This is a genomic window from Clavibacter davisi, assembly GCF_052751415.1.
Map to the genome: position 1 here is coordinate 118,235 of NZ_CP199882.1, position 16,923 is coordinate 135,157.

General features: G+C 72.5%; 15 protein-coding genes. 4 read left to right on the top strand and 11 right to left on the bottom strand.

The genetic code is table 11. The features are described 5' to 3' along the window. The first annotated feature begins 24 nt into the window (after positions 1 to 24). Together ACU4ZT_RS00610 and ACU4ZT_RS00615 are read left to right on the top strand one after the other, a co-directional pair. Positions 25 to 1,032, top strand: coding sequence for a carbohydrate ABC transporter permease (locus tag ACU4ZT_RS00610; protein ID WP_414748643.1), 1,008 nt, complete (start codon positions 25 to 27; stop codon positions 1,030 to 1,032). After that, the gene (locus ACU4ZT_RS00615; protein ID WP_194664939.1) at positions 1,029 to 1,910 is read left to right on the top strand and encodes a carbohydrate ABC transporter permease; all 882 of its coding nucleotides are present in this window, start codon (positions 1,029 to 1,031) and stop codon (positions 1,908 to 1,910) included. The genes ACU4ZT_RS00610 and ACU4ZT_RS00615 overlap by 4 nt, the downstream gene beginning before the upstream one ends. 77 nt (positions 1,911 to 1,987) lie before the next feature. On the opposite strand, the gene ACU4ZT_RS00620 is transcribed toward ACU4ZT_RS00615, so the two are convergent. The 4 genes from ACU4ZT_RS00620 to ACU4ZT_RS00635 all read right to left on the bottom strand — a co-directional run bounded on the left by ACU4ZT_RS00620 (position 1,988) and on the right by ACU4ZT_RS00635 (position 7,539). Next, entirely contained in the window at positions 1,988 to 2,329 is a 342-nt protein-coding gene (locus ACU4ZT_RS00620; RefSeq protein ID WP_445337590.1) for a hypothetical protein, read from the bottom strand. A gap of 2 nt (positions 2,330 to 2,331) precedes the next feature. Continuing rightward, complete coding sequence (locus ACU4ZT_RS00625; protein ID WP_063072067.1) at positions 2,332 to 2,790, bottom strand: hypothetical protein; 459 nt, start codon at positions 2,788 to 2,790, stop codon at positions 2,332 to 2,334. A 44-nt stretch (positions 2,791 to 2,834) separates the two neighbouring features. Then, complete coding sequence (locus ACU4ZT_RS00630; protein ID WP_445337591.1) at positions 2,835 to 4,685, bottom strand: glycoside hydrolase family 2 protein; 1,851 nt, start codon at positions 4,683 to 4,685, stop codon at positions 2,835 to 2,837. Positions 4,686 to 4,896: 211 nt separating this feature from the next. After that, entirely contained in the window at positions 4,897 to 7,539 is a 2,643-nt protein-coding gene (locus ACU4ZT_RS00635; protein ID WP_445337592.1) for an MMPL family transporter, read from the bottom strand. A gap of 67 nt (positions 7,540 to 7,606) precedes the next feature. Here ACU4ZT_RS00635 and ACU4ZT_RS00640 point away from each other — a divergent pair, with 67 nt between their 5' ends. Further along, positions 7,607 to 8,206 carry a TetR/AcrR family transcriptional regulator gene (locus tag ACU4ZT_RS00640; protein ID WP_414763514.1) on the top strand — a complete coding sequence of 200 codons (600 nt, stop codon included), beginning with the start codon at positions 7,607 to 7,609 and terminating at the stop codon, positions 8,204 to 8,206. On the opposite strand, the gene ACU4ZT_RS00645 is transcribed toward ACU4ZT_RS00640, so the two are convergent. Genes ACU4ZT_RS00645 through ACU4ZT_RS00655 form a run of 3 tightly spaced genes read right to left on the bottom strand, consistent with a single transcriptional unit; the run spans position 8,207 to position 11,643 of the window. After that, complete coding sequence (locus ACU4ZT_RS00645; RefSeq protein WP_445337593.1) at positions 8,207 to 9,166, bottom strand: D-2-hydroxyacid dehydrogenase family protein; 960 nt, start codon at positions 9,164 to 9,166, stop codon at positions 8,207 to 8,209. It lies immediately after the preceding gene. Positions 9,167 to 9,218: 52 nt separating this feature from the next. Then, the gene (locus ACU4ZT_RS00650) at positions 9,219 to 10,502 is read right to left on the bottom strand and encodes an SLC13 family permease (RefSeq protein WP_414763516.1); all 1,284 of its coding nucleotides are present in this window, start codon (positions 10,500 to 10,502) and stop codon (positions 9,219 to 9,221) included. A gap of 34 nt (positions 10,503 to 10,536) precedes the next feature. Then, positions 10,537 to 11,643 (bottom strand): PrpF domain-containing protein, encoded by a 1,107-nt coding sequence (locus ACU4ZT_RS00655; RefSeq protein WP_445337594.1) that lies wholly within the window; start codon positions 11,641 to 11,643, stop codon positions 10,537 to 10,539. A 102-nt stretch (positions 11,644 to 11,745) separates the two neighbouring features. Between ACU4ZT_RS00655 and ACU4ZT_RS00660 the strand changes: the two genes are divergently transcribed. Next, the gene (locus tag ACU4ZT_RS00660; protein ID WP_414748635.1) at positions 11,746 to 12,678 is read left to right on the top strand and encodes a LysR family transcriptional regulator; all 933 of its coding nucleotides are present in this window, start codon (positions 11,746 to 11,748) and stop codon (positions 12,676 to 12,678) included. Positions 12,679 to 12,697: 19 nt separating this feature from the next. Here the strand turns inward: ACU4ZT_RS00660 and ACU4ZT_RS00665 are convergent, their stop codons facing one another. From ACU4ZT_RS00665 to ACU4ZT_RS00680, 4 genes are all read right to left on the bottom strand, one after another. Next, positions 12,698 to 13,336 carry a LysE family translocator gene (locus ACU4ZT_RS00665; RefSeq protein WP_063071259.1) on the bottom strand — a complete coding sequence of 213 codons (639 nt, stop codon included), beginning with the start codon at positions 13,334 to 13,336 and terminating at the stop codon, positions 12,698 to 12,700. A gap of 112 nt (positions 13,337 to 13,448) precedes the next feature. After that, positions 13,449 to 14,357 (bottom strand): carbohydrate ABC transporter permease, encoded by a 909-nt coding sequence (locus ACU4ZT_RS00670; RefSeq protein ID WP_063071260.1) that lies wholly within the window; start codon positions 14,355 to 14,357, stop codon positions 13,449 to 13,451. After that, the gene (locus tag ACU4ZT_RS00675) at positions 14,350 to 15,330 is read right to left on the bottom strand and encodes a carbohydrate ABC transporter permease (protein ID WP_254654496.1); all 981 of its coding nucleotides are present in this window, start codon (positions 15,328 to 15,330) and stop codon (positions 14,350 to 14,352) included. Before ACU4ZT_RS00675 ends, ACU4ZT_RS00670 begins: the two co-directional genes overlap by 8 nt. Further along, positions 15,327 to 16,670, bottom strand: a complete 1,344-nt coding sequence (locus ACU4ZT_RS00680) for an ABC transporter substrate-binding protein (protein WP_063071261.1) — start codon at positions 16,668 to 16,670, stop codon at positions 15,327 to 15,329. The genes ACU4ZT_RS00675 and ACU4ZT_RS00680 overlap by 4 nt, the downstream gene beginning before the upstream one ends. Positions 16,671 to 16,923: the final 253 nt, after the last annotated feature.

Below are 16,923 nucleotides of genomic sequence, written 5' to 3' on the forward strand. Positions count from 1 at the left end.
GCATGACATGGGCGAGGTGACCTGATGGCGTTGGACACGCGCGACACCCGCGGCGACACCAGCGTCGTCGACAAGATCGGGCTGGCGCGCCGCGGCGTGGGCGTCGCCGGCTCCGGCCGGCGGCCGAGCCCGACCCGCAAGGGCTCGGGGAAGACGCCGCTCGGACGGGCCGGCGCTACGTTGGCGCTGTTCGCCCTGCCGTCGCTGATCCTGCTGATCCTGCTGAACGTCTACCCCGTCGTCTACTCCTTCCTGCAGTCGCTGCAGAAGGGGACGCCGTCGACGCTGCCGTGGCAGACGCCGTTCGTCGGGTTCGAGAACTACGCGAGCGTGCTGGCCTCGGAGTCGTTCCGCAACGCGACGGTCTTCACGATCGTCTTCACGCTCGTGGGCGTCTTCGGCTCCTGGCTCGTGGGCCTCGCGCTCGCGCTGCTGCTGCGCACCCGGATCCCGGCCAACGGGTTCTTCAAGGTGCTGCTGCTCCTGCCGTGGATCGTGCCGGTGGTCGTGTCGTCGACCTCGTGGAACTGGCTGGTGGCGACGCCGCAGAGCCCGGTGCCGATCATCCTGGCGACGCTCGGGTTCCCCGACGCGAACTTCCTCGGCGATCCGCTCCTCGCGCAGGTCGTGGTCTGCGTGTTCAAGGTCTGGATCAGCTTCCCGTTCATGCTGATGATGATGTCCTCGGCGCTCGCGTCGGTGGACACCAACGTCTACGAGGCGGCGAAGATGGACGGCGCGAGCGCCTGGCAGGCGTTCCGCGGCGTGACCCTCCCGATCATCTCCCGCACCACGTACATCAGCTGGGTGCTGATGACGATCTTCTGCGTCAACGACTTCCCGACGATCTTCCTGCTCACGCAGGGCGGTCCCGTGAACGCGACGACGTCGCTGATCGTGCTGGCGTACCAGCAGGCGTTCCAGAACCTGCAGACCGGACCGGCCACCGCGGTCGCGTTCATGATGACGGCCGTGCTCGTCCTCGTGTCGACGCTGCTGTACCGGCAGATCAAGAAGGCGGACATCGAATGAGCCAGGCACTCGCGGTCGGCGGCGCCACCTCGGCGACCGTCGGCGACGTCAAGCGGACCTCCGCGAAGCAGCGCGAGCAGAAGGGCCAGTGGTGGCGCTTCCTGCTCATCGCGGTCATCACGCTCGTGGTGATCACGCCGATCCTCGCGGTGCTGTTCCTCTCCACCCAGCCGGGCCAGAACTCCACGGCGACCGGGTTCACGCTCGAGAACTTCGAGCGCGTGCTCGGCGGCACCGACGTGATGATCTGGCTCGGCAACAGCCTCGTCGTCGCGCTCGTGACCGTGCTCGTGTCGGTCGTGATCGCGGCGCCCGCCGGGTACGTGCTGAGCCGTTCGCGATCGCGGCTCGTCTCCGGGTACTCGCTCGTGCTGTTCGTGGTGCAGGCCCTGCCGGTGGTGACGGCGGCGATCCCGCTGTTCATCACGTTCTCGGCGATGGGCCTCATCAACACGCTGCAGGGCGTGGCGATCATCTACATCGGCTCGACCATGTCGGTCGCGATCTGGATGATGGCGGCCTACATCGACTCCATCCCCATCACCCTGGAGGAGGCGGCGTGGATGGACGGCGCGAGCGTGTTCGGCGGGTTCGTGCGCGTAGTGCTCCGCAACTCGCTGCCGGGCATCCTCTCGACCGCGATCTTCTCGTTCCTGCTGGCCTGGAACGACTACCTGATCGCGCTCCTGTTCCTGCAGGACTTCACGAAGTACACCCTCCCCATCGGCCTCAACACGTTCTTCCAGCAGAACGCGGCCGACTGGGGCTCGGTGATGGCGGTCGCGGTCATCATGATGCTGCCGCCCGTGCTGATCTTCGCCCTGCTGAACAAGTACTTCAGCGTCGGCGGGATCGGCGGGTCGCTCGCCGGGAGGTGAGGCGGTCTCGCCCCGGACGAGAGCCCGCCCCCGTGGTCCATGTGGATCGCGGGGGCGGGCTCTCGTCGTGAGCGGCCCTACTTGGTCTGGTTCGGATGCCGCGTGTGGACCTGCTCGAGGAAGACCGTCTGCCCCTCGACGTAGAACCAGATGCGGGCGTCCCCTTGAGCGGTGGGCTTGTGCTGCCAGCGCACGTGGTCTCGCCCGGCGCGGGTGACGAGGCCGAGCTCTCCCTTGAGCGGGTAATTCGTCGGCGTGCGCTCCGTCGGGGTCCGGGTGAGCAAGTCCCACGCGTCCGCCAGCGGGCCGCGGATGGTCGCCGCCAGGTCCTGCCACCCCTTCCGCGCGCTCTCGGAGGCGAAGACGATCGTGTGCTCGGACTTCTTCGTGGGACGCGGGACCAGCGGATCCTTCGCCACGGTCAGGGGCGCTCGACCGGCAGCGGACGATCGAGCCACTCGACCGGCGAGTGCGACAGGCCGGCGGCGATGGCGGTCGCGGTCTCGCGCCAGGAGGTGAGCTCGGCGATCGCGAGGTGGGGCTGGCCGGTGGAGAAGGACGCTCGAGCGGCATCCACGAGCTCGCGCGCGCAGCTCTCCCGGTCGGCGGCCGACAGGGCGAGCATCCACGGGAACCGCTGCGCCATGCGCGAGGCCAGCGAGCCCTCGTCGTCCAGCGTGACGGTGATGAGGTCGGCCGCGAGCTGGAGGAGCTGCGCCTGCGCGTCCGCGGCGCTCTGGGACATCAGCACCAGGGTCTCGCCGTCGCGCCGCGTCACCTGGACCGGGTGCTCCTCCGCTTCCGCGAACACGTCCGCCGAGTGCTTGCTCAGCTCGGACGAGCGACGGATCGTCGTGCGGGCGTCGTGGAGGATGGACATGCCGTCATCATATTCGGAACGTGTTCGGAAGTCCACGTCGCGGATCAGGCGCCGTCCCGCTCCTCGTACGCCGCCCGCTTCTCCTGCACGTCGCGGATGCGGGCGATGTCGAACTTGGGCCGGCGGTGGGCGTCGTAGATGCCGTTCTGCTCTTGGAACGTGTCGGTGAGCTGCGTGTAGCAGTAGCCGAACATGCGCGGATCCTCGAGCAGCACCTCGGTGAGGCCGCGGAACCGGGCGTGCCACTCCTCCACGGTGCGGACGCGCTCGCCGTAGCCCCAGGAGACCGCGCGCTCGGGGTCGTCATCATCGGCGGCGGCGTCGGCCTCGGCCGGGTTCCACCAGATGCCGCCGTACTCGGAGACGAAGAAGGGCTGGCCCGCGTATGGCACCGACATCGCGCGGCCGTCCAGCTCGTTGACGAACGGGCGGCCGTCCGCGAGGCCGGCCTGCTCGCGGCGGAACGCGTCCGGATCCTGCTCGTACGAGTGGGAGTCGTAGACGTCGGCGCCGGGCACGCGGTGGGAGTAGCCGGAGGCGTCGAGGACGGGGCGCGACGGATCCGCCGCCTTGGTCGCCCGGTACATGCCGACGGTCACGTCGTCGAGCTGCGTGATGCGGTCGTGCAGCGCCTGGTACGTCTCGTTGAGCGGGCACCAGCCGATGATCGACGGGTGGGAGCGGTCGCGCTCGACCGCCTCGATCCACTGCGTGATGAACGACGCTGTCGGCTGCTGCGCGTCCTTGCCGAGGCCGCCGCCCGCGCCCCAGTCGCCGAACTCGCCCCACACGAGGTAGCCGAGCCGGTCGGCGTGGAAGAGGAAGCGCTCCTCGAAGACCTTCTGGTGCAGGCGCGCGCCGGTGAAGCCCGCGGCCATCGACAGCTCGATGTCGCGGACGAGCGCTGCGTCATCGGGCGAGGTCATCAGCGTGTCGGGCCAATAGCCCTGGTCGAGCACGAGGCGCTGGAAGACGCGGCGGCCGTTGAGGAGGAGGTCCTGGCCGTCGATCGCGATGGAGCGGAGGCCGCCGTAGGAGGCGACCTCGTCGACCACCCGGGCGTCGTCGCCCGTGCCGTCGACCAGGCGCAGCGCGATGTCGTAGAGGTGCGGATCCTCCGGCGACCACGGGCGCACGCGGTCCGCAGGGATCCGCAGGACGACCCGGGCGCCGAGGCCGGCGGGCACGGCCGCGCGCGTGATCTCGCCGGCCGCATCCTGGAGCACGGCCTCGAACCGGAGGCCCGCCGTGCGCGGCGCGAGCTCGGGCGTCACCGTGAACGACGCGTCGCCGAGCTGCGGCTCGATGTGCGCCTGGCGGATGTGCGCCTCGGGCACCGGCTCCAACCACACCGTCTGCCAGATCCCGGTGGTGCGCGTGTAGAAGCACTCGGTGTTCGCGAACCAGGTGGCCTGCTTGCCGCGGGCCTGCGGCTCGTCCCGGGTGTCGCGGGCGCGGACCGTGATCACGAGCTCCTCCTCGTCGGCCCGCACGCCGAGGTCGGCCGTGAACGACGTGAAGCCGCCGCGGTGCCGCGCGACCTCCTCGCCGCCCACCCACACGGTGGCGTCGTGGTCGACCGCGCCGAAGTGGAGGAGGACCCGACGGCCGCTCCAGCCGGCGGGGATCCGCACGCGGCGGCGGTACCAGACGGCCGTGAGGAAGTCGACGTCGCCGATGCCCGAGGCGATCGACTCCGGCGCGAACGGCACCAGGATCTCCTCGGCCAGCTCCCGCTCGAGCAGGCCGCGCTCGAGGCCGGAGTCGCCGCGGTCGCGCTCGAAGTCCCACGTGCCGTTGAGGTTGAGCCAGTCGGGCCGCGTTGACTGCGGGCGCGGATGCTCGGGCTTCGGGATCCGCGGGGCGGCGATCGCGGGGACGGGGGCGTCGGTCATTGGCGGGTCCTTCTGTCGCGGCGGGCCGGGCGGACGTGCTCGCATCCACTCTCCCGCAGCCGGGTGGGACCGTCCCGCGAGGATCGCCGGGCGGCCGCGCCTGCCGCGGCTGCCCCGCTCGCCGCGGCAGGCACGGCCGCCGGGACGGTCCGCCCGCCGCGACCGCCCCGCCCGCCGCGGCCGTCCGCGCTCGCCGTGGACGCCGCGGCGGCTACCGCTCGCGCGGCGCGGCCTCCGTCTCGGCGCGGACGGTCGACGGCGTGGGCGGCGCCGCGTGCGCGCCGTGCCCGCCATCGGCCGGCAGCCCGGCCGGGAGGTCCACCGCGGGAGCCGCGGACGTGGTCGTCGCCGACGCGTGCGGGTGCGTCCGCTCCAGCGCCGCGCCCTCGATGTCGACGTCCGGCAGGATCCGGTCGAGCCAGCGCGGCAGCCACCAGGCCGAGCGGCCGAGCAGGTGCATGAGCGCGGGCATCAGCAGCATCCGCACCACGAAGGCGTCGAGGAGCACGCCGAACGCGAGGCCGAATCCGATGGACCGGATGATGGTCGACTCCGAGAACACGAACCCGCCGAACACCGACACCATGATGAGCGCCGCCGCCGTGACGACCGCGCGCCCGGCCCGGAAGCCCTGCACCACCGCGAGCCGCGCCTCGGCGCCGTGCACGTACGCCTCGCGCATGCCGCTCGCGAGGAACAGCTGGTAGTCCATGGCGAGGCCGAACAGGATCCCGACGAGGATCACCGGCAGGAAGCTCAGGATCGGCCCCGAGCTCTCCAACCCGATGAGGCTCGCGCCCCAGCCGAACTGGAACACCGCGACGATGAGGCCGTAGGTCGCGAACAGCGACAGCACGAACCCGCCGGTCGCGATGAGCGGCAGGAGGATCGAGCGGAACACCACGATCAGGATCAGCAGCGACAGCCCCACGACCACGAGCAGGTAGAGCGGCAGCACCGCGGCCAGCGCCTCGGAGATGTCGATGTTCGTGGCGGCCTGCCCGGCGACGCCGAGCGTGATGCCGCCCTCGAGCTCGGGCATCGCGCGGATGTCCTGCACCAGCTGCTCGGTCGACGCGCTGTTCGGGCCCTCCGTCGGGAGCACCTGGAACGCGAGCACGGTGCCGTCGTCGGTGTTCGCGACGGGCGCGACGGCGACCACGTCGTCGAGGTCGTGCAGCGCCTGCGCGACCTCGACCTGGGTGGCGAGGAGGTCGCCCTCGGAGACGCCGGAAGGCACGTCGGCGACCACGAGCAGCGGTCCGTTGGCGCCCTCGCCGAACTCGGCGGCGACCGTGGAGAAGGCCTGCTGGCTAGTGGATCCGGCCGGCTCGCTGGATCCGTCGGGCAGGCCGAGCCGCATCGACAGGCTCGGGATCGCGACCACGAGCAGGGCGACGACCGCGCCCACCACCGTGAGCACGGCGCGCGCGTTCGACATGGGCTTCAGCGTCGTCGGCGCCCCGTGCGGGTGGCGCTCGTGGCCGGCGCCGACGCGCGCGCGATCGCGCTTCCGGAGCACGCGCATGCCGGCGAGACCGAGCACCGCGGGCGTGAGGGTGATCGCGACCAGCACGGCGACGAGCACGCAGACCGCGCCGACCGTGCCCATCAGCGCGAGGAACGGCACGCCCGTGATGTTGAGGGCGAGGAGCGCGACGATCACGGTGGATCCCGCGAACACGACCGCCGTACCCGACGTGCCGGTGGCGAGCCTGATCGACTCGCGCACGCCCGTGCCGCCGAGGAGCTGCTTGCGGTGCCGGTTGACGATGAAGAGGGAGTAGTCGATGCCGACCGCGAGGCCGAGCATCACGCCCAGCACCGGGGTCACCGACGCCATGTCGACGAGCCCGGAGAAGGCGAGCGACGCCGTGACGCCGACGCCCACGCCCACCACCGCGGTGACGATGGGCAGCGACGCGGCGATGAGCGTGCCGAGCATCACGATGAGCACGATGGCCGCGAACACGAGGCCGACGACCTCGCCGATGCCGAAGATCTCGGGCACGCCCTGCGCGAGGTCGGTCGCGAAGTCGACGCTCGTGCCGGCGACGGGCGCGTCCTCGAAGTGCGCGATGGCGTCCTGCTTGGTCTCCTCGGAGAGCTCGAGGCGCGGATCCGTGAAGGACACGTTGACGATGGCGGTCGAGCCGTCGTCCGAGACGACGCCGATGCCGTCCGTGAGGCCGAGGAGCGTGCGGCCGAGCTCGGCCTGCTCGGCGCCCGCCTCGAGCTGCGTGCGCGAGGAGTCGACGGTCGACTGCTGCTGAGCCAGGGCCTGGGTCTGCGCATCGAGCTGGGCCTGCTGCGCGTCGAGCGCGGCGATCTGCGCGGCGGGTGCGCCCGCGGCCTCGGCCTGCTGGCGCGCGGCGGCGAGCTGCTGCTGGCCCGCCTCGACCTGCGCCTTCCCGGCGTCGAGCTGCTGCTGCGCCTGGTCGAGCTGCGTGCGGCCCGCGGTGATCTGCTCCTCGCCGCTGGAGAGCTGCGCGGCCTGGTCGGCGCGCTGCTGGGTGACGGCGAACGGATCCACGACGCGCGCGACGCCCGGGAGGTCGCCCGCGCTCGCGGCCAGCGCCGAGATGTCGGCCTTCTGCTCGTCGGTGAAGGCCGAGCCGTCGGTGGTCCGGTAGACGACTGTGCCGGTGCCGCCCGCGGTGTCGGGCAGCGTCTGCGCGAGCTCGTCGGTGACGGCGCCGGAGGCGGTGCCCGGGATGTCGAAGCTGTTGCCGAGGGTGCCGGCGAACGCGAGGAACGAGCCCACGCCGATCCCGAGGATCACCACCCACGAGACGATCACGAGCCACGCGCGACGCGCGGCCATCGAACCGAGCCGGTACAGCACTGACGCCATGTCATCTCCTTCAGACGCTTCGACGATACGCTACGTCTCGTCTAGTCCCTGGAGCTACCCTGACCGGATGAACGAGCACAGGTCCGGGCGGCTCCGCAGCGAGGCGGCCCGCGAGGCGATCCTCGGCGCGACCGTGCGCCTCATCCACGCCGTCGGCTACGACCACCTCACGATCGAGGGCGTCGCCAAGGAGGCGGGCGTCGGCAAGCAGACGATCTACCGGTGGTGGCCGTCGCGCGGCGCGCTCATCGCCGAGTGCATGACCGAGGGCCGGCTGATCCCGGTGGAGTTCGCCGTGCCGGACACGGGCGACCTGCTCGCCGACATCGAGCGCTGGCTCACCGACGTGCTGGCCGTGCTCGACGCGCCCGGCGGCGGGCCGCTCGTCCGCTCGCTGGTCGCCGCGGCGGCCGAGGACGAGGCGGTCGGCGACCACCTCGGCGCGAGCCTCGGCGTCGACCGCGACCTCTCGGAGCGGCTCGCCTCGGGGATCCGCGCGGGCCAGCTCCCCGCCCATGCGCCCGTCGACGAGCTCGGCCAGGCGATCCTCGGCGTCATCGTGCTGCGCGTGCTCGGCCGCGAGACCGACCACGCGGAGAGCGTGACGCGGCTGGTGCGGTTCGTGCTCGGATCCGGCGGGTCGACGGGGAAGGCCCGCCGGGGCTGATCAGCCGAGCAGCCGGATCGGCGCGCCCGCGACCCACGCGGCCACGCTCTCCTGCGCCTCGGCGAAGAAGCGGCGATAGGCGTCCTCCGTCACGTAGCCGAGGTGCGGCGTGAGGACCGTGCGCGGCGCCTGTCGCCACGGCGAATCGAGCGGCAGCGGCTCGCGGTCGAAGACGTCGAGCCCGGCCCCGCCGATCCGGCCCGCGTGCAGGGCGGCGAGCAGCGCGGCCTCGTCGACGAGCGGTCTACGGGCGGTGTTGACGAGGATCGCCGTGGGCTTCATCGCGGCGATGTCGCGTTCCCCGATGAGGCCGACGGACGACGCGCCGAGCTTCGCGTGCACGCTGAGGACGTCGGAGGTGGCGATCAGCTCGTCTTTCTCGACGGGGATCACGCCGAGGCCGCGCGCCCGCTCCGGATCCAGGTGCCGGCTCCACGCCGCCACCTCCATGTCGAAGGCGAGCGCGACCCGGGCGACGCGCGCGCCGATCGCGCCGAGCCCGACGATCCCGAGCCGCCGGCCCTGCAGGTCGCCGCCGATCGTGCCCTGCCAGAGGCCGTCGCGCACGCGGCGGTCCTCCTCGGGCACGTGCCGCAGCGTCGCGAGGATCAGCGCCCACGTCAGCTCGGCCGCGCCCGAGGTGCCGCCGGTCGCGCCGCCCGACACCAGGATCCCGGCGCGTGCGGCGGCCGGTAGGTCGATGGCGGCGTTCGCGCGGCCGGTGGTCACGAGCAGCCGGAGCGCCGGGAGGGCGGCGAGCACGGCCTCGTCGAAGCGGGTGCGCTCGCGCATGGCCACCACGACGTCGAAGGGCCGCAGCGCCGCGACCACCTCCTCGGTGGATCCGAGGTGCTCCCGGAACGCGGTCGCCTCGGCTCCGGGGATCGCGCCCCAGTCGGCGAGACGCGCGGAGACGCCCTGGTAGTCGTCGAGGACGGCGATGCGGATCGGTGCGGTCATGCTCCACTCTCCCTCCTCCCGCCACGCGGCGGGAGGTGCGCGTGCGGTCGGATCAGGCGAAGGCGTTCGGCACGACCACCAGCAGCACCCAGCAGATGAGCGGCGCGACGGCCACCACCGCTCCCGCGTTGAGCAGCAGCTGCCGGTAGAAGACGTTCCGATCGATGCCCTGCGCGTTCGCCAGCACGAGCGCGCCGTTCGTGGAGAAGGGCGAGACGTCGACGACGGTGGCCGCGATCGAGAGCGCCGCGACCACGCCCACCACGGGCAGCTCGCCGAGCTGCAGCAGAGGCAGGGACAGGGGGATGATCGCCGCGAGCAGCGCGGTGGAGGAGGCGAAGGCCGAGGACAGGCCGATCACGTAGCAGAGCACGAGCGCCACGATCACGGGGGCGCCGATGAGCAGGGCCATGTCGGCGAGGTCGTCGATCACGCCGAGCTCCTGGAGCATCGCGATGTAGGTGACCATGCCGCCCACCAGCAGCACGGTGGGCCAGCTGATGCCGGCGATCGAGCGGCTCGTGTTCTTGAGGTCCGTGAAGGAGAGGACCACGCCGGCCGCGATGGCCACGAAGCTGATCGGCTGGTGCCCCACGAGCACGACCACCAGGATCGCGGCGATGAGCGCGAGCGTCAGCATCCGCACCCGGGTGAGCGGCACGTGGTCGGCGTCGACCGTGTCGTCCTCGATGGTCATGACGCTGCCGGTGGCCGTGTACTCGAGCGTCCTCACGCGGCTCGTGATGGCGTAGGCGGCGACCGTCAGCACCGACAGGAGCGTGTTGATCCCGAAGCTGGAGAAGAACAGCTGCCACGGGTCGATGGCGAGGCCGTTGCCCTCCACGATGTCGCGCACCAGCACGCCCGAGACGGAGATGGGCGAGAAGGCGCCGGCGTGCGCGCCGTTGATGGTCATGATCCCCATCACGAGCGGGCTCATGCGCGTGCGGCCCGCGAAGCTCATGGCGGCCGGGGCGATGAGCGCGACCGCGGCCGGGCTGAACGTGCCGAGCGACGTGAGGAACGCGGCCACCAGGAAGAAGACCCACGGGATGAGGTAGAGCTTCCCGCGCACGGCCCGGATGCAGGCGCTCACCATCAGGTCGATGGTGCCGTTCTGCTTCGCCATGCCGAAGAAGTAGGTGACGCCGATGATCGTGAGCACGATCGACGACGGGAAGACCTCGAGGATCTCCTTGTCGTCGTAGCCGAACGCGATGGCGCCGACGAGGAAGGCGCCGATGAAGCCGAGGAAGCCGATGTTGATCGGGAACACCGTCGCGATGACGAACATCACGACGAGGCCGATGAGGGGGATGATCTCGATAGACGACACTGTCTTCTCCTGGTGATCGCGGACGCGGGACGCGTCAGCGGGTGGGGGCGAGCGGGATGGGTTCGTGGTGCGTGAGGAGCTCGGAGTCCGCGAGGCGGCGGGCCGCCCGCTGGAGCAGCACCCGCGTGCCGGATGCGTCGACCTCGACGCCGGCGCGGAGCGGGCCGCCGAGGGTGCCGAGGCGCAGCGGTGCGGTCGCCGGATCCACGCCCACGCGCTCGAGCACGGTGCCGGGCTCGCGGGCCGCCAGGGCCAGGGCGACGGCGCTCGTGAGGCCGATGGTGGGATGCGCCGCGTTCATCGAGAGCATGCGCACGGAGACGTCGTGGTCGGCCGCGCGCACCTGGTCGCCGAGCGTGGTCACGTGGTCGACCGCCGGGCCGACGACGCCCACCTTGGGCACGGCGTCGCCCGCCTCGGCGACGCTCGGCGCGATGCCCATGGCGACGGCGGCGTGCGCGCGGATCCGGCGCAGCAGCGGCACGGCGGCGAGGATCTCGATCTCGGTCGCGGCGGACGGCAGCCCGAGGTCGGCCGCGGCGAGCAGCACGACGGGCGCGCCCGCGTCGGCCATCGTCACCTCGTAGGCGGTGCCGTCGACGACGAGCTCCTCGCGCACGGAGCCGGTGGGGAAGAGGGAGCCGGTGGTGGATCCGGCCGGGTCGACGAACGCGAGGTCGACGGCGGTGCCGGATCCGCGGACGCCGGGCACCGAGACCTCGGCGTCCCGTGCGCCCGCGACCTGGGCGACGACGACGGCGGAGGTGTTGAGGTTCCGCATCCGGACGGTGGTGGCCGCGTCTCCGGCGTCCGCCAGCTCGAACCGCTCGACCGACCACTGGGCGACGGCCGTGGCGCAGTTGCCGCAGTTGCTGCCCCACTCCACGACGTGCGCGCCTATCGCGACCTGCGCGAAGAGGTAGTCAACGTCGATGCCCGGCTCGTCGCTCCGGCCCACGATCACGGCCTTCGACGTGACCGAGGTGCCGCCGCCGACGCCGTCGAGCTGACGCGGGTCGTCGGCGCCGAACAGCTCGATGAGGAGCTCGGCGAGCGCGTCCCGGTCGGCCGGGACGGCGTCGCGGTCGAAGAGCCAGCACTTGCTGGTCCCTCCGCGCATGAGGGTGGCGGGGATGCTCACGAGGCCTCCTGGTCGTCGTCGATGTGCTCACGCTACGAATCCGGAGGCTCAAGCAGAAGCTCGATCTGCTACGTGCCCGTTCAGCTCCGCTAAAGTCGGCGCATGGCCTCCTTCGACCTCGTCACGCTGGATCTGCTGCTCGACGTGGTCGACACCGGCACGCTGACGGGCGGCGCGGCCCGCTCGCGGATGACCACCTCGGCGGCGTCGCAGCGCATCGCGAAGCTCGAGCAGCTCATCGGCCAGCCCGTGCTCGACCGCCTCCCGCGCGGCATGCGGCTGACGGAGGCCGGCCAGGTCCTCGCGGCGAAGGCGCGCACGGTGCGGCGCGAGCTGCGGGCGGCCGAGGGCGAGCTCGAGGCGATCCGCGGGCTGGAGCACGGCACCGTGCGGCTCGGATCGTTCCCCACCGTCAGCGCGTCGCTGCTGGCGGATGCGCTCAAGGACGCGCACGCGGCGTGGCCGGGCATCGAGATCCGCGTGCAGTCGGCGCTGCGGCCGGAGCTCATCGACAAGCTCAGCTCCGGCGAGGTGGAGCTCGCGCTGCTGTGGAGCTACGCGTGGACCGAGGAGGCCGAGAAGCACCTCGCGCTGCGGAAGCTCGTGGAGGACGAGACGATGCTGCTCGTCGCGGCGGACAGCCCCATCCGCGACGGGGTGTCGCTCAAGTCGCTGCGGCGGGAGTCGTGGATCACGCGCAACGGCGGGCACCCGGCGGCCGACGTGCTCTACCGCAGCTGCGCGGCCGCGGGCATCCGGCCGGAGGTCGCGTACGAGGCGTACGACTACCAGGAGGTGCAGGCGATGGTGGCGGCGGGCGTCGGCATCGCGATGGCGCCGCGGCTCGCGCTCGCGTCGCACCGGGACGACGTGCGGGCGGTGTCGTTCCGGCCGGCCGACCGGATCCCAGCCCGCACCATCTACCTCGCGTCGCTCGCCCGCCGCGTGGAGACCCCGGCGATGCGCGCGCTGTCGGAAGCGGTGACGCGCGCGGCGCGGTCGTTCGCGGCGGGGGCGGCGGGGGATCCGCGGTGACCGTCGTCCCGCTCGGGCCCTAGGCCGGCGCCGGCGCCTCGATGGCGAGCTTCACGCCGACCGCGCCGAGGAGCCCGCCGGTGGCCCAACGCTGCCAGCGCATCCACCGGGGTCGGCCTCGCAGGAAGACGGCGATCGAGCCGGCCGCGAGGACGATGCCCGCGTTCACCGCGAGGCTCACCGCGATCTGCACCGCCCCGAGCTGGAAGCCCTGCGCGACGACATCGCCCGCGGCCCGGTCGACGAACTGCGGGATGAGCGCGAGGTACATGATCGCGGCCTTCGGGTTGAGCAGGTTGGTGACGAGCCCCATGCGGAAGAGCTTCGCGGAGGAGTCGCGCGGCAGGTCGCGCATGTCGAAGACGGAGGCGCCGCCCGGGCGGAGCGTGGACCACGCCAGCCACAGCAGGTACGCCGCCCCGGCGACCTTGAGTCCCGTGTAGAGCCACGGCACCACGACGAAGACGGCGGCCAGGCCGACGTTGGCCATGGTCATGTAGACGACGAAGCCCACGCCGGTGCCGGCCAGCGAGACGAGTCCCGCGCGACGGCCCTGGCTGATGCTGCGCGAGACCAGGTACATCATGTTCGGGCCCGGCGTGAGGACCATGCCGAGGGCGACGACGGCCATGGCGGATGCGGCGGTCAGGGTGATCATCCGGGTCCTCCTCGCGGGTGGGCGGCGGGTCGTCCGCGGCCGGGACCAGCTTCGCGCATGGGCCACGACGACCCGGTCTTACGTGGCGCGTCCTCCGTCCGGAGCCGTGCGCTCAGCGGGCCGGAGCGCGGCGGATGCGGCGGGCAGCGTGCGCGCCCGCGTCGACGGATCCGCCCGTGAGGCCCGCCACGAGCCGGCGCTGGAGGACCGTCGCGGCGGCGAACAGCGGGATCACGCCGATGAGGGACGCGGCCGCGATCTTGCCGAAGTCCTGCACGCGCTCGCCCAGCATGAGCGACAGGACCACGGGGAAGGTCTGCGCGGTGTGCCCCTGCGTGAGGAACGTGGCGAACAGGAACTCGTCGTAGTCGAGCACCGCCACGATCACGCCGACCGACACGAGGGCGGGCGTGAGCATCGGGGTGACGATGCTGGCGAGCACGCGCCACTCGCCGGCGCCGTCGAGCTGCGCGGCCTCGTCGAGCTCCACGGGGATGCGGCGCACGAAGCCCTCGAGCAGCCAGACGGCCACCGCGGTGTTCGCGAGCGCGTAGACGAGCGTCAGGCCGGTGAGCGTGTTGTTGAGGTGCAGGATCCGCAGCAGCGTGAACACCGGCACGATCGCGACGATCGGCGGCAGCAGCCACGGGCTGAGCACGAGCCCGGCGAGCGCCCGGCCTCCCGTGCGGTGCCGGGCCATCGCCCACGCGGCGGGGAGCGCGAAGAGCAGCGTGAGGGCGGACGCGGCGAGGGACGTGACGAGGGAGTTGAGGATCCCGCGGGGCAGGCCGGAGCCGGCGAGCGCGGCCGCCCAGTTGCCCCAGCTGGGGTCCGTCGGCACGAGGATCCCGGCGGACACCTGGCCCTGCGACATGAGCGACACCGACAGCAGGTACGCCAGCGGCACGAGGGCGGCGGCGAGGGAGAGGGCCAGCCACAGGTCGGCCCCGCGGGAGCGGCGCCGCGCGCCGGGGCGTCGGACGGATCGCGGACGGGCGGCGCGGACGGGCGCGTCAGGCATCGTGGAGCCTCCGGGTGATGGCGACGACGGGGAGCGTGACGACCGTCACGACCACGGCGAGCAGCAGCGTGATGACGGACGCCCGACCGACGTCGAAGTGCTGCAGGGCCGCCTGCCAGATGAGGTAGGCGGGCACGGTCGTCGCCTGTCCCGGCCCGCCCGAGGTGAGGATGTAGACGAGGTCGAACAGTTTGAACGCCAGCACCAGGCGGATGAGGGCGACCGCCGCGACGGTGCCCGCGATCGCGGGGAGGGTGATGCTGCGGAACAGCCGCAGGCCGTGCGCGCCGTCGAGCGCGGCGGCCTCGCCGACCGCCGGATCCTGGCCGATGAGCGCCGCGAACACGAGCAGGACGATGAGCGGCGTCCACTCCCAGACGTCCGCGAGCGCGACGCCGAGGAAGGCGGTCACGGGCTGCGACAGCACCGAGAGGGATGCGCCCCCGGGCACCACGGCGGTCACGAGCACGTCCACCAGCCCGCCGTTCGGCGCGAAGACGAGCTTCCAGAGCACGCCCACCACGACGGGCGGGGTGATCATCGGGAGCAGCAGCAGGGTGCGCACCACGGCGCCCGCGTGCACCGACCGCCACAGCGCCACCGCCGTCGCCACCCCGAGCACGAGGCTCACGGCGGTGACGAGGAGCGCGTGGACGACGCCGCGCACGAGCGCCGCGGTCGTGTCGCCCTCCGCCAGGACGTCGGCGAAGGTCGCGGTGCCGACGAACTCCTGGAACGGCCGCCCGAGGCTCGACTCGGTGAGGGCGGCGAGCGCGATGAACACGAGCGGGTACCCGCCGAGCACGACGAGCGCGAGCACCGCGGGGGCGACGAAGACGCGCCGCGGCCAGGTGCCGCGTCCGCGACGGCGTGCCCGGGGGATCCGCGGCGCCCGCTCCCGGGGCGACCCCGACTCCCAGGTCGGCCCCGACTCCCGCGGCGACCGCGTCTTCGGGGCGATCGCGACGCTCACTCGAGGAGCTCTTCCCACTTCGCCTGCACCCGGTCCAGCGTCTCCTGCGCGGTCCCGCCCTCGCCGGCGAGCAGCTTCGCGAGCTCGTCCGTGAGCACCTGCGCGGCCTCGGTGGCGTTCTTGCCCGTCGGCCACGCGAGCGCGCCGTCGAGGGTCGCGCGGTTCACCTGCTGGATCTGCGGGAACTGGGCGCCGTAGGTCGGGTCCTCGAGCGAGGAGACGCGGTTGGGATCGATGCCCGTGGGCGGCGACGCGGTGAGGAGCTTCGCGTTCACCTCCGACGACGACGCCCACGTGATGAACCTCTCGGCGAGCGCGGTCTTCTGCGTGTTCGCGGCGACGACCCAGCTGAACCCGGCGACGAGCGAGGCCCGCGGCGTCGTGTTCGCCCCTCCGGTGGGCAGCAGGGTGACGCCCCACTTGCCCGCGACCTGGGAGCCCGACGACGGATCCTCGCTGCGGACGCCGAGGTCGGTCCAGTTCTCGATGAAGGCGACCTTCCCGGCGAACCACGCGCTGTTCCCCGCGCCGAAGTCGGTCTCGGCGGGCGTGGGCAGCGCCTGGTCCTGCACGTCGACGAGGGCCTGCGCGGCGGCGACCGCCTGCGGGCTGTCGATCGTGGGCCGCCCGTCCGCGTCGAGGAAGGAGCCGCCGAAGCCCGCGAGCCGGTTCGCGAAGCTCGCGCCGAGGATCAGGGGCGACTTCTGCCCGAACACGGCGGCGCCGTAGACCCCGTTCGCCTTCTCGTTCGCGGTGATGGTGGTGACCTGCTGGAGGTACTCGTCCCACGTCCTCGGCGGCTCCGTGAAGCCGTTCCGCGCCAGGATCTCCTTGTTGTAGAAGAGCACGTGCGTGTCGCCGTCGAAGGGCAGGCCGTAGGTGCGCCCGTCGACCTGGGTGTACGGCTCCCAGATGGAGGGGATGAAGTCCCCCACGTCGATCGAGGGGTCGCCGTCGACCCGGTCGGTGATGTCCTGGATCGCGCCGTCGGCCGCCAGGTCGCCGAGGGACGTGTACCAGGGCGCGGCCACGTCGATGGTGTCGGCGCCGGACTGCTGGTCGAGCGCGAGCTTCGACCCGATCTCGTCGTACGGGACGATGACGGGCGTGATCTTCGCCCCCGTCTCCTTCTCGAACTCGGCTGCGAGCCACTTCGCCGCGCCCTCGTGGGAGGAGATCATGAGGACGGTGAGCTCCTGGCCCGTGATGTCGCCGTCGGCCGAGCCCGCGTCGGCGGAGTCGCCGGAGCACGCCGACAGGGCGAGGGCGGCGGCCGCGACACCGGCGGCGAGCACGAGGCGGCGCGCGCGGTGCCCGCGGCGGGAGCGGATGTGGGACATGGGTTCCCCTCGTGGGTCGGACGGATCGGAGGGCGTCGGCGCCTCCGCTGCTGAGGAAGGTAGGGCGTCCGGCGCGCCAGCGGGAGGCCCGGCGTAGGACGGCGTCACGGTGTGACGAACCGTGTCGCGGCACGTGTCGCCGTGTTGCGGCGGCCCTTCCGGGCGGCGGCGGCGCGCGGCTACCTTCGGGCCGCACGGCTCCGCTGACGGGGCCGGCCGCGTGGCCGTCTCCCCGGACAGCCACGCGCCCGCA

What these genes read in the sequence shown, in the direction of transcription:
- ACU4ZT_RS00680 (WP_063071261.1), bottom strand. Translation starts at nt 16,670, where the DNA reads ATGTCCCACATCCGCTCCCGCCGCGGGCACCGCGCGCGCCGCCTCGTG.
- ACU4ZT_RS00665 (WP_063071259.1), bottom strand. Translation starts at nt 13,336, where the DNA reads ATGATCACCCTGACCGCCGCATCCGCCATGGCCGTCGTCGCCCTCGGC.
- ACU4ZT_RS00670 (WP_063071260.1), bottom strand. Translation starts at nt 14,357, where the DNA reads ATGCCTGACGCGCCCGTCCGCGCCGCCCGTCCGCGATCCGTCCGACGC.
- ACU4ZT_RS00630 (WP_445337591.1), bottom strand. Translation starts at nt 4,685, where the DNA reads ATGACCGACGCCCCCGTCCCCGCGATCGCCGCCCCGCGGATCCCGAAG.
- ACU4ZT_RS00645 (WP_445337593.1), bottom strand. Translation starts at nt 9,166, where the DNA reads ATGACCGCACCGATCCGCATCGCCGTCCTCGACGACTACCAGGGCGTC.
- ACU4ZT_RS00615 (WP_194664939.1), top strand. Translation starts at nt 1,029, where the DNA reads ATGAGCCAGGCACTCGCGGTCGGCGGCGCCACCTCGGCGACCGTCGGC.
- ACU4ZT_RS00640 (WP_414763514.1), top strand. Translation starts at nt 7,607, where the DNA reads ATGAACGAGCACAGGTCCGGGCGGCTCCGCAGCGAGGCGGCCCGCGAG.
- ACU4ZT_RS00660 (WP_414748635.1), top strand. Translation starts at nt 11,746, where the DNA reads ATGGCCTCCTTCGACCTCGTCACGCTGGATCTGCTGCTCGACGTGGTC.
- ACU4ZT_RS00625 (WP_063072067.1), bottom strand. Translation starts at nt 2,790, where the DNA reads ATGTCCATCCTCCACGACGCCCGCACGACGATCCGTCGCTCGTCCGAG.
- ACU4ZT_RS00635 (WP_445337592.1), bottom strand. Translation starts at nt 7,539, where the DNA reads ATGGCGTCAGTGCTGTACCGGCTCGGTTCGATGGCCGCGCGTCGCGCG.
- ACU4ZT_RS00610 (WP_414748643.1), top strand. Translation starts at nt 25, where the DNA reads ATGGCGTTGGACACGCGCGACACCCGCGGCGACACCAGCGTCGTCGAC.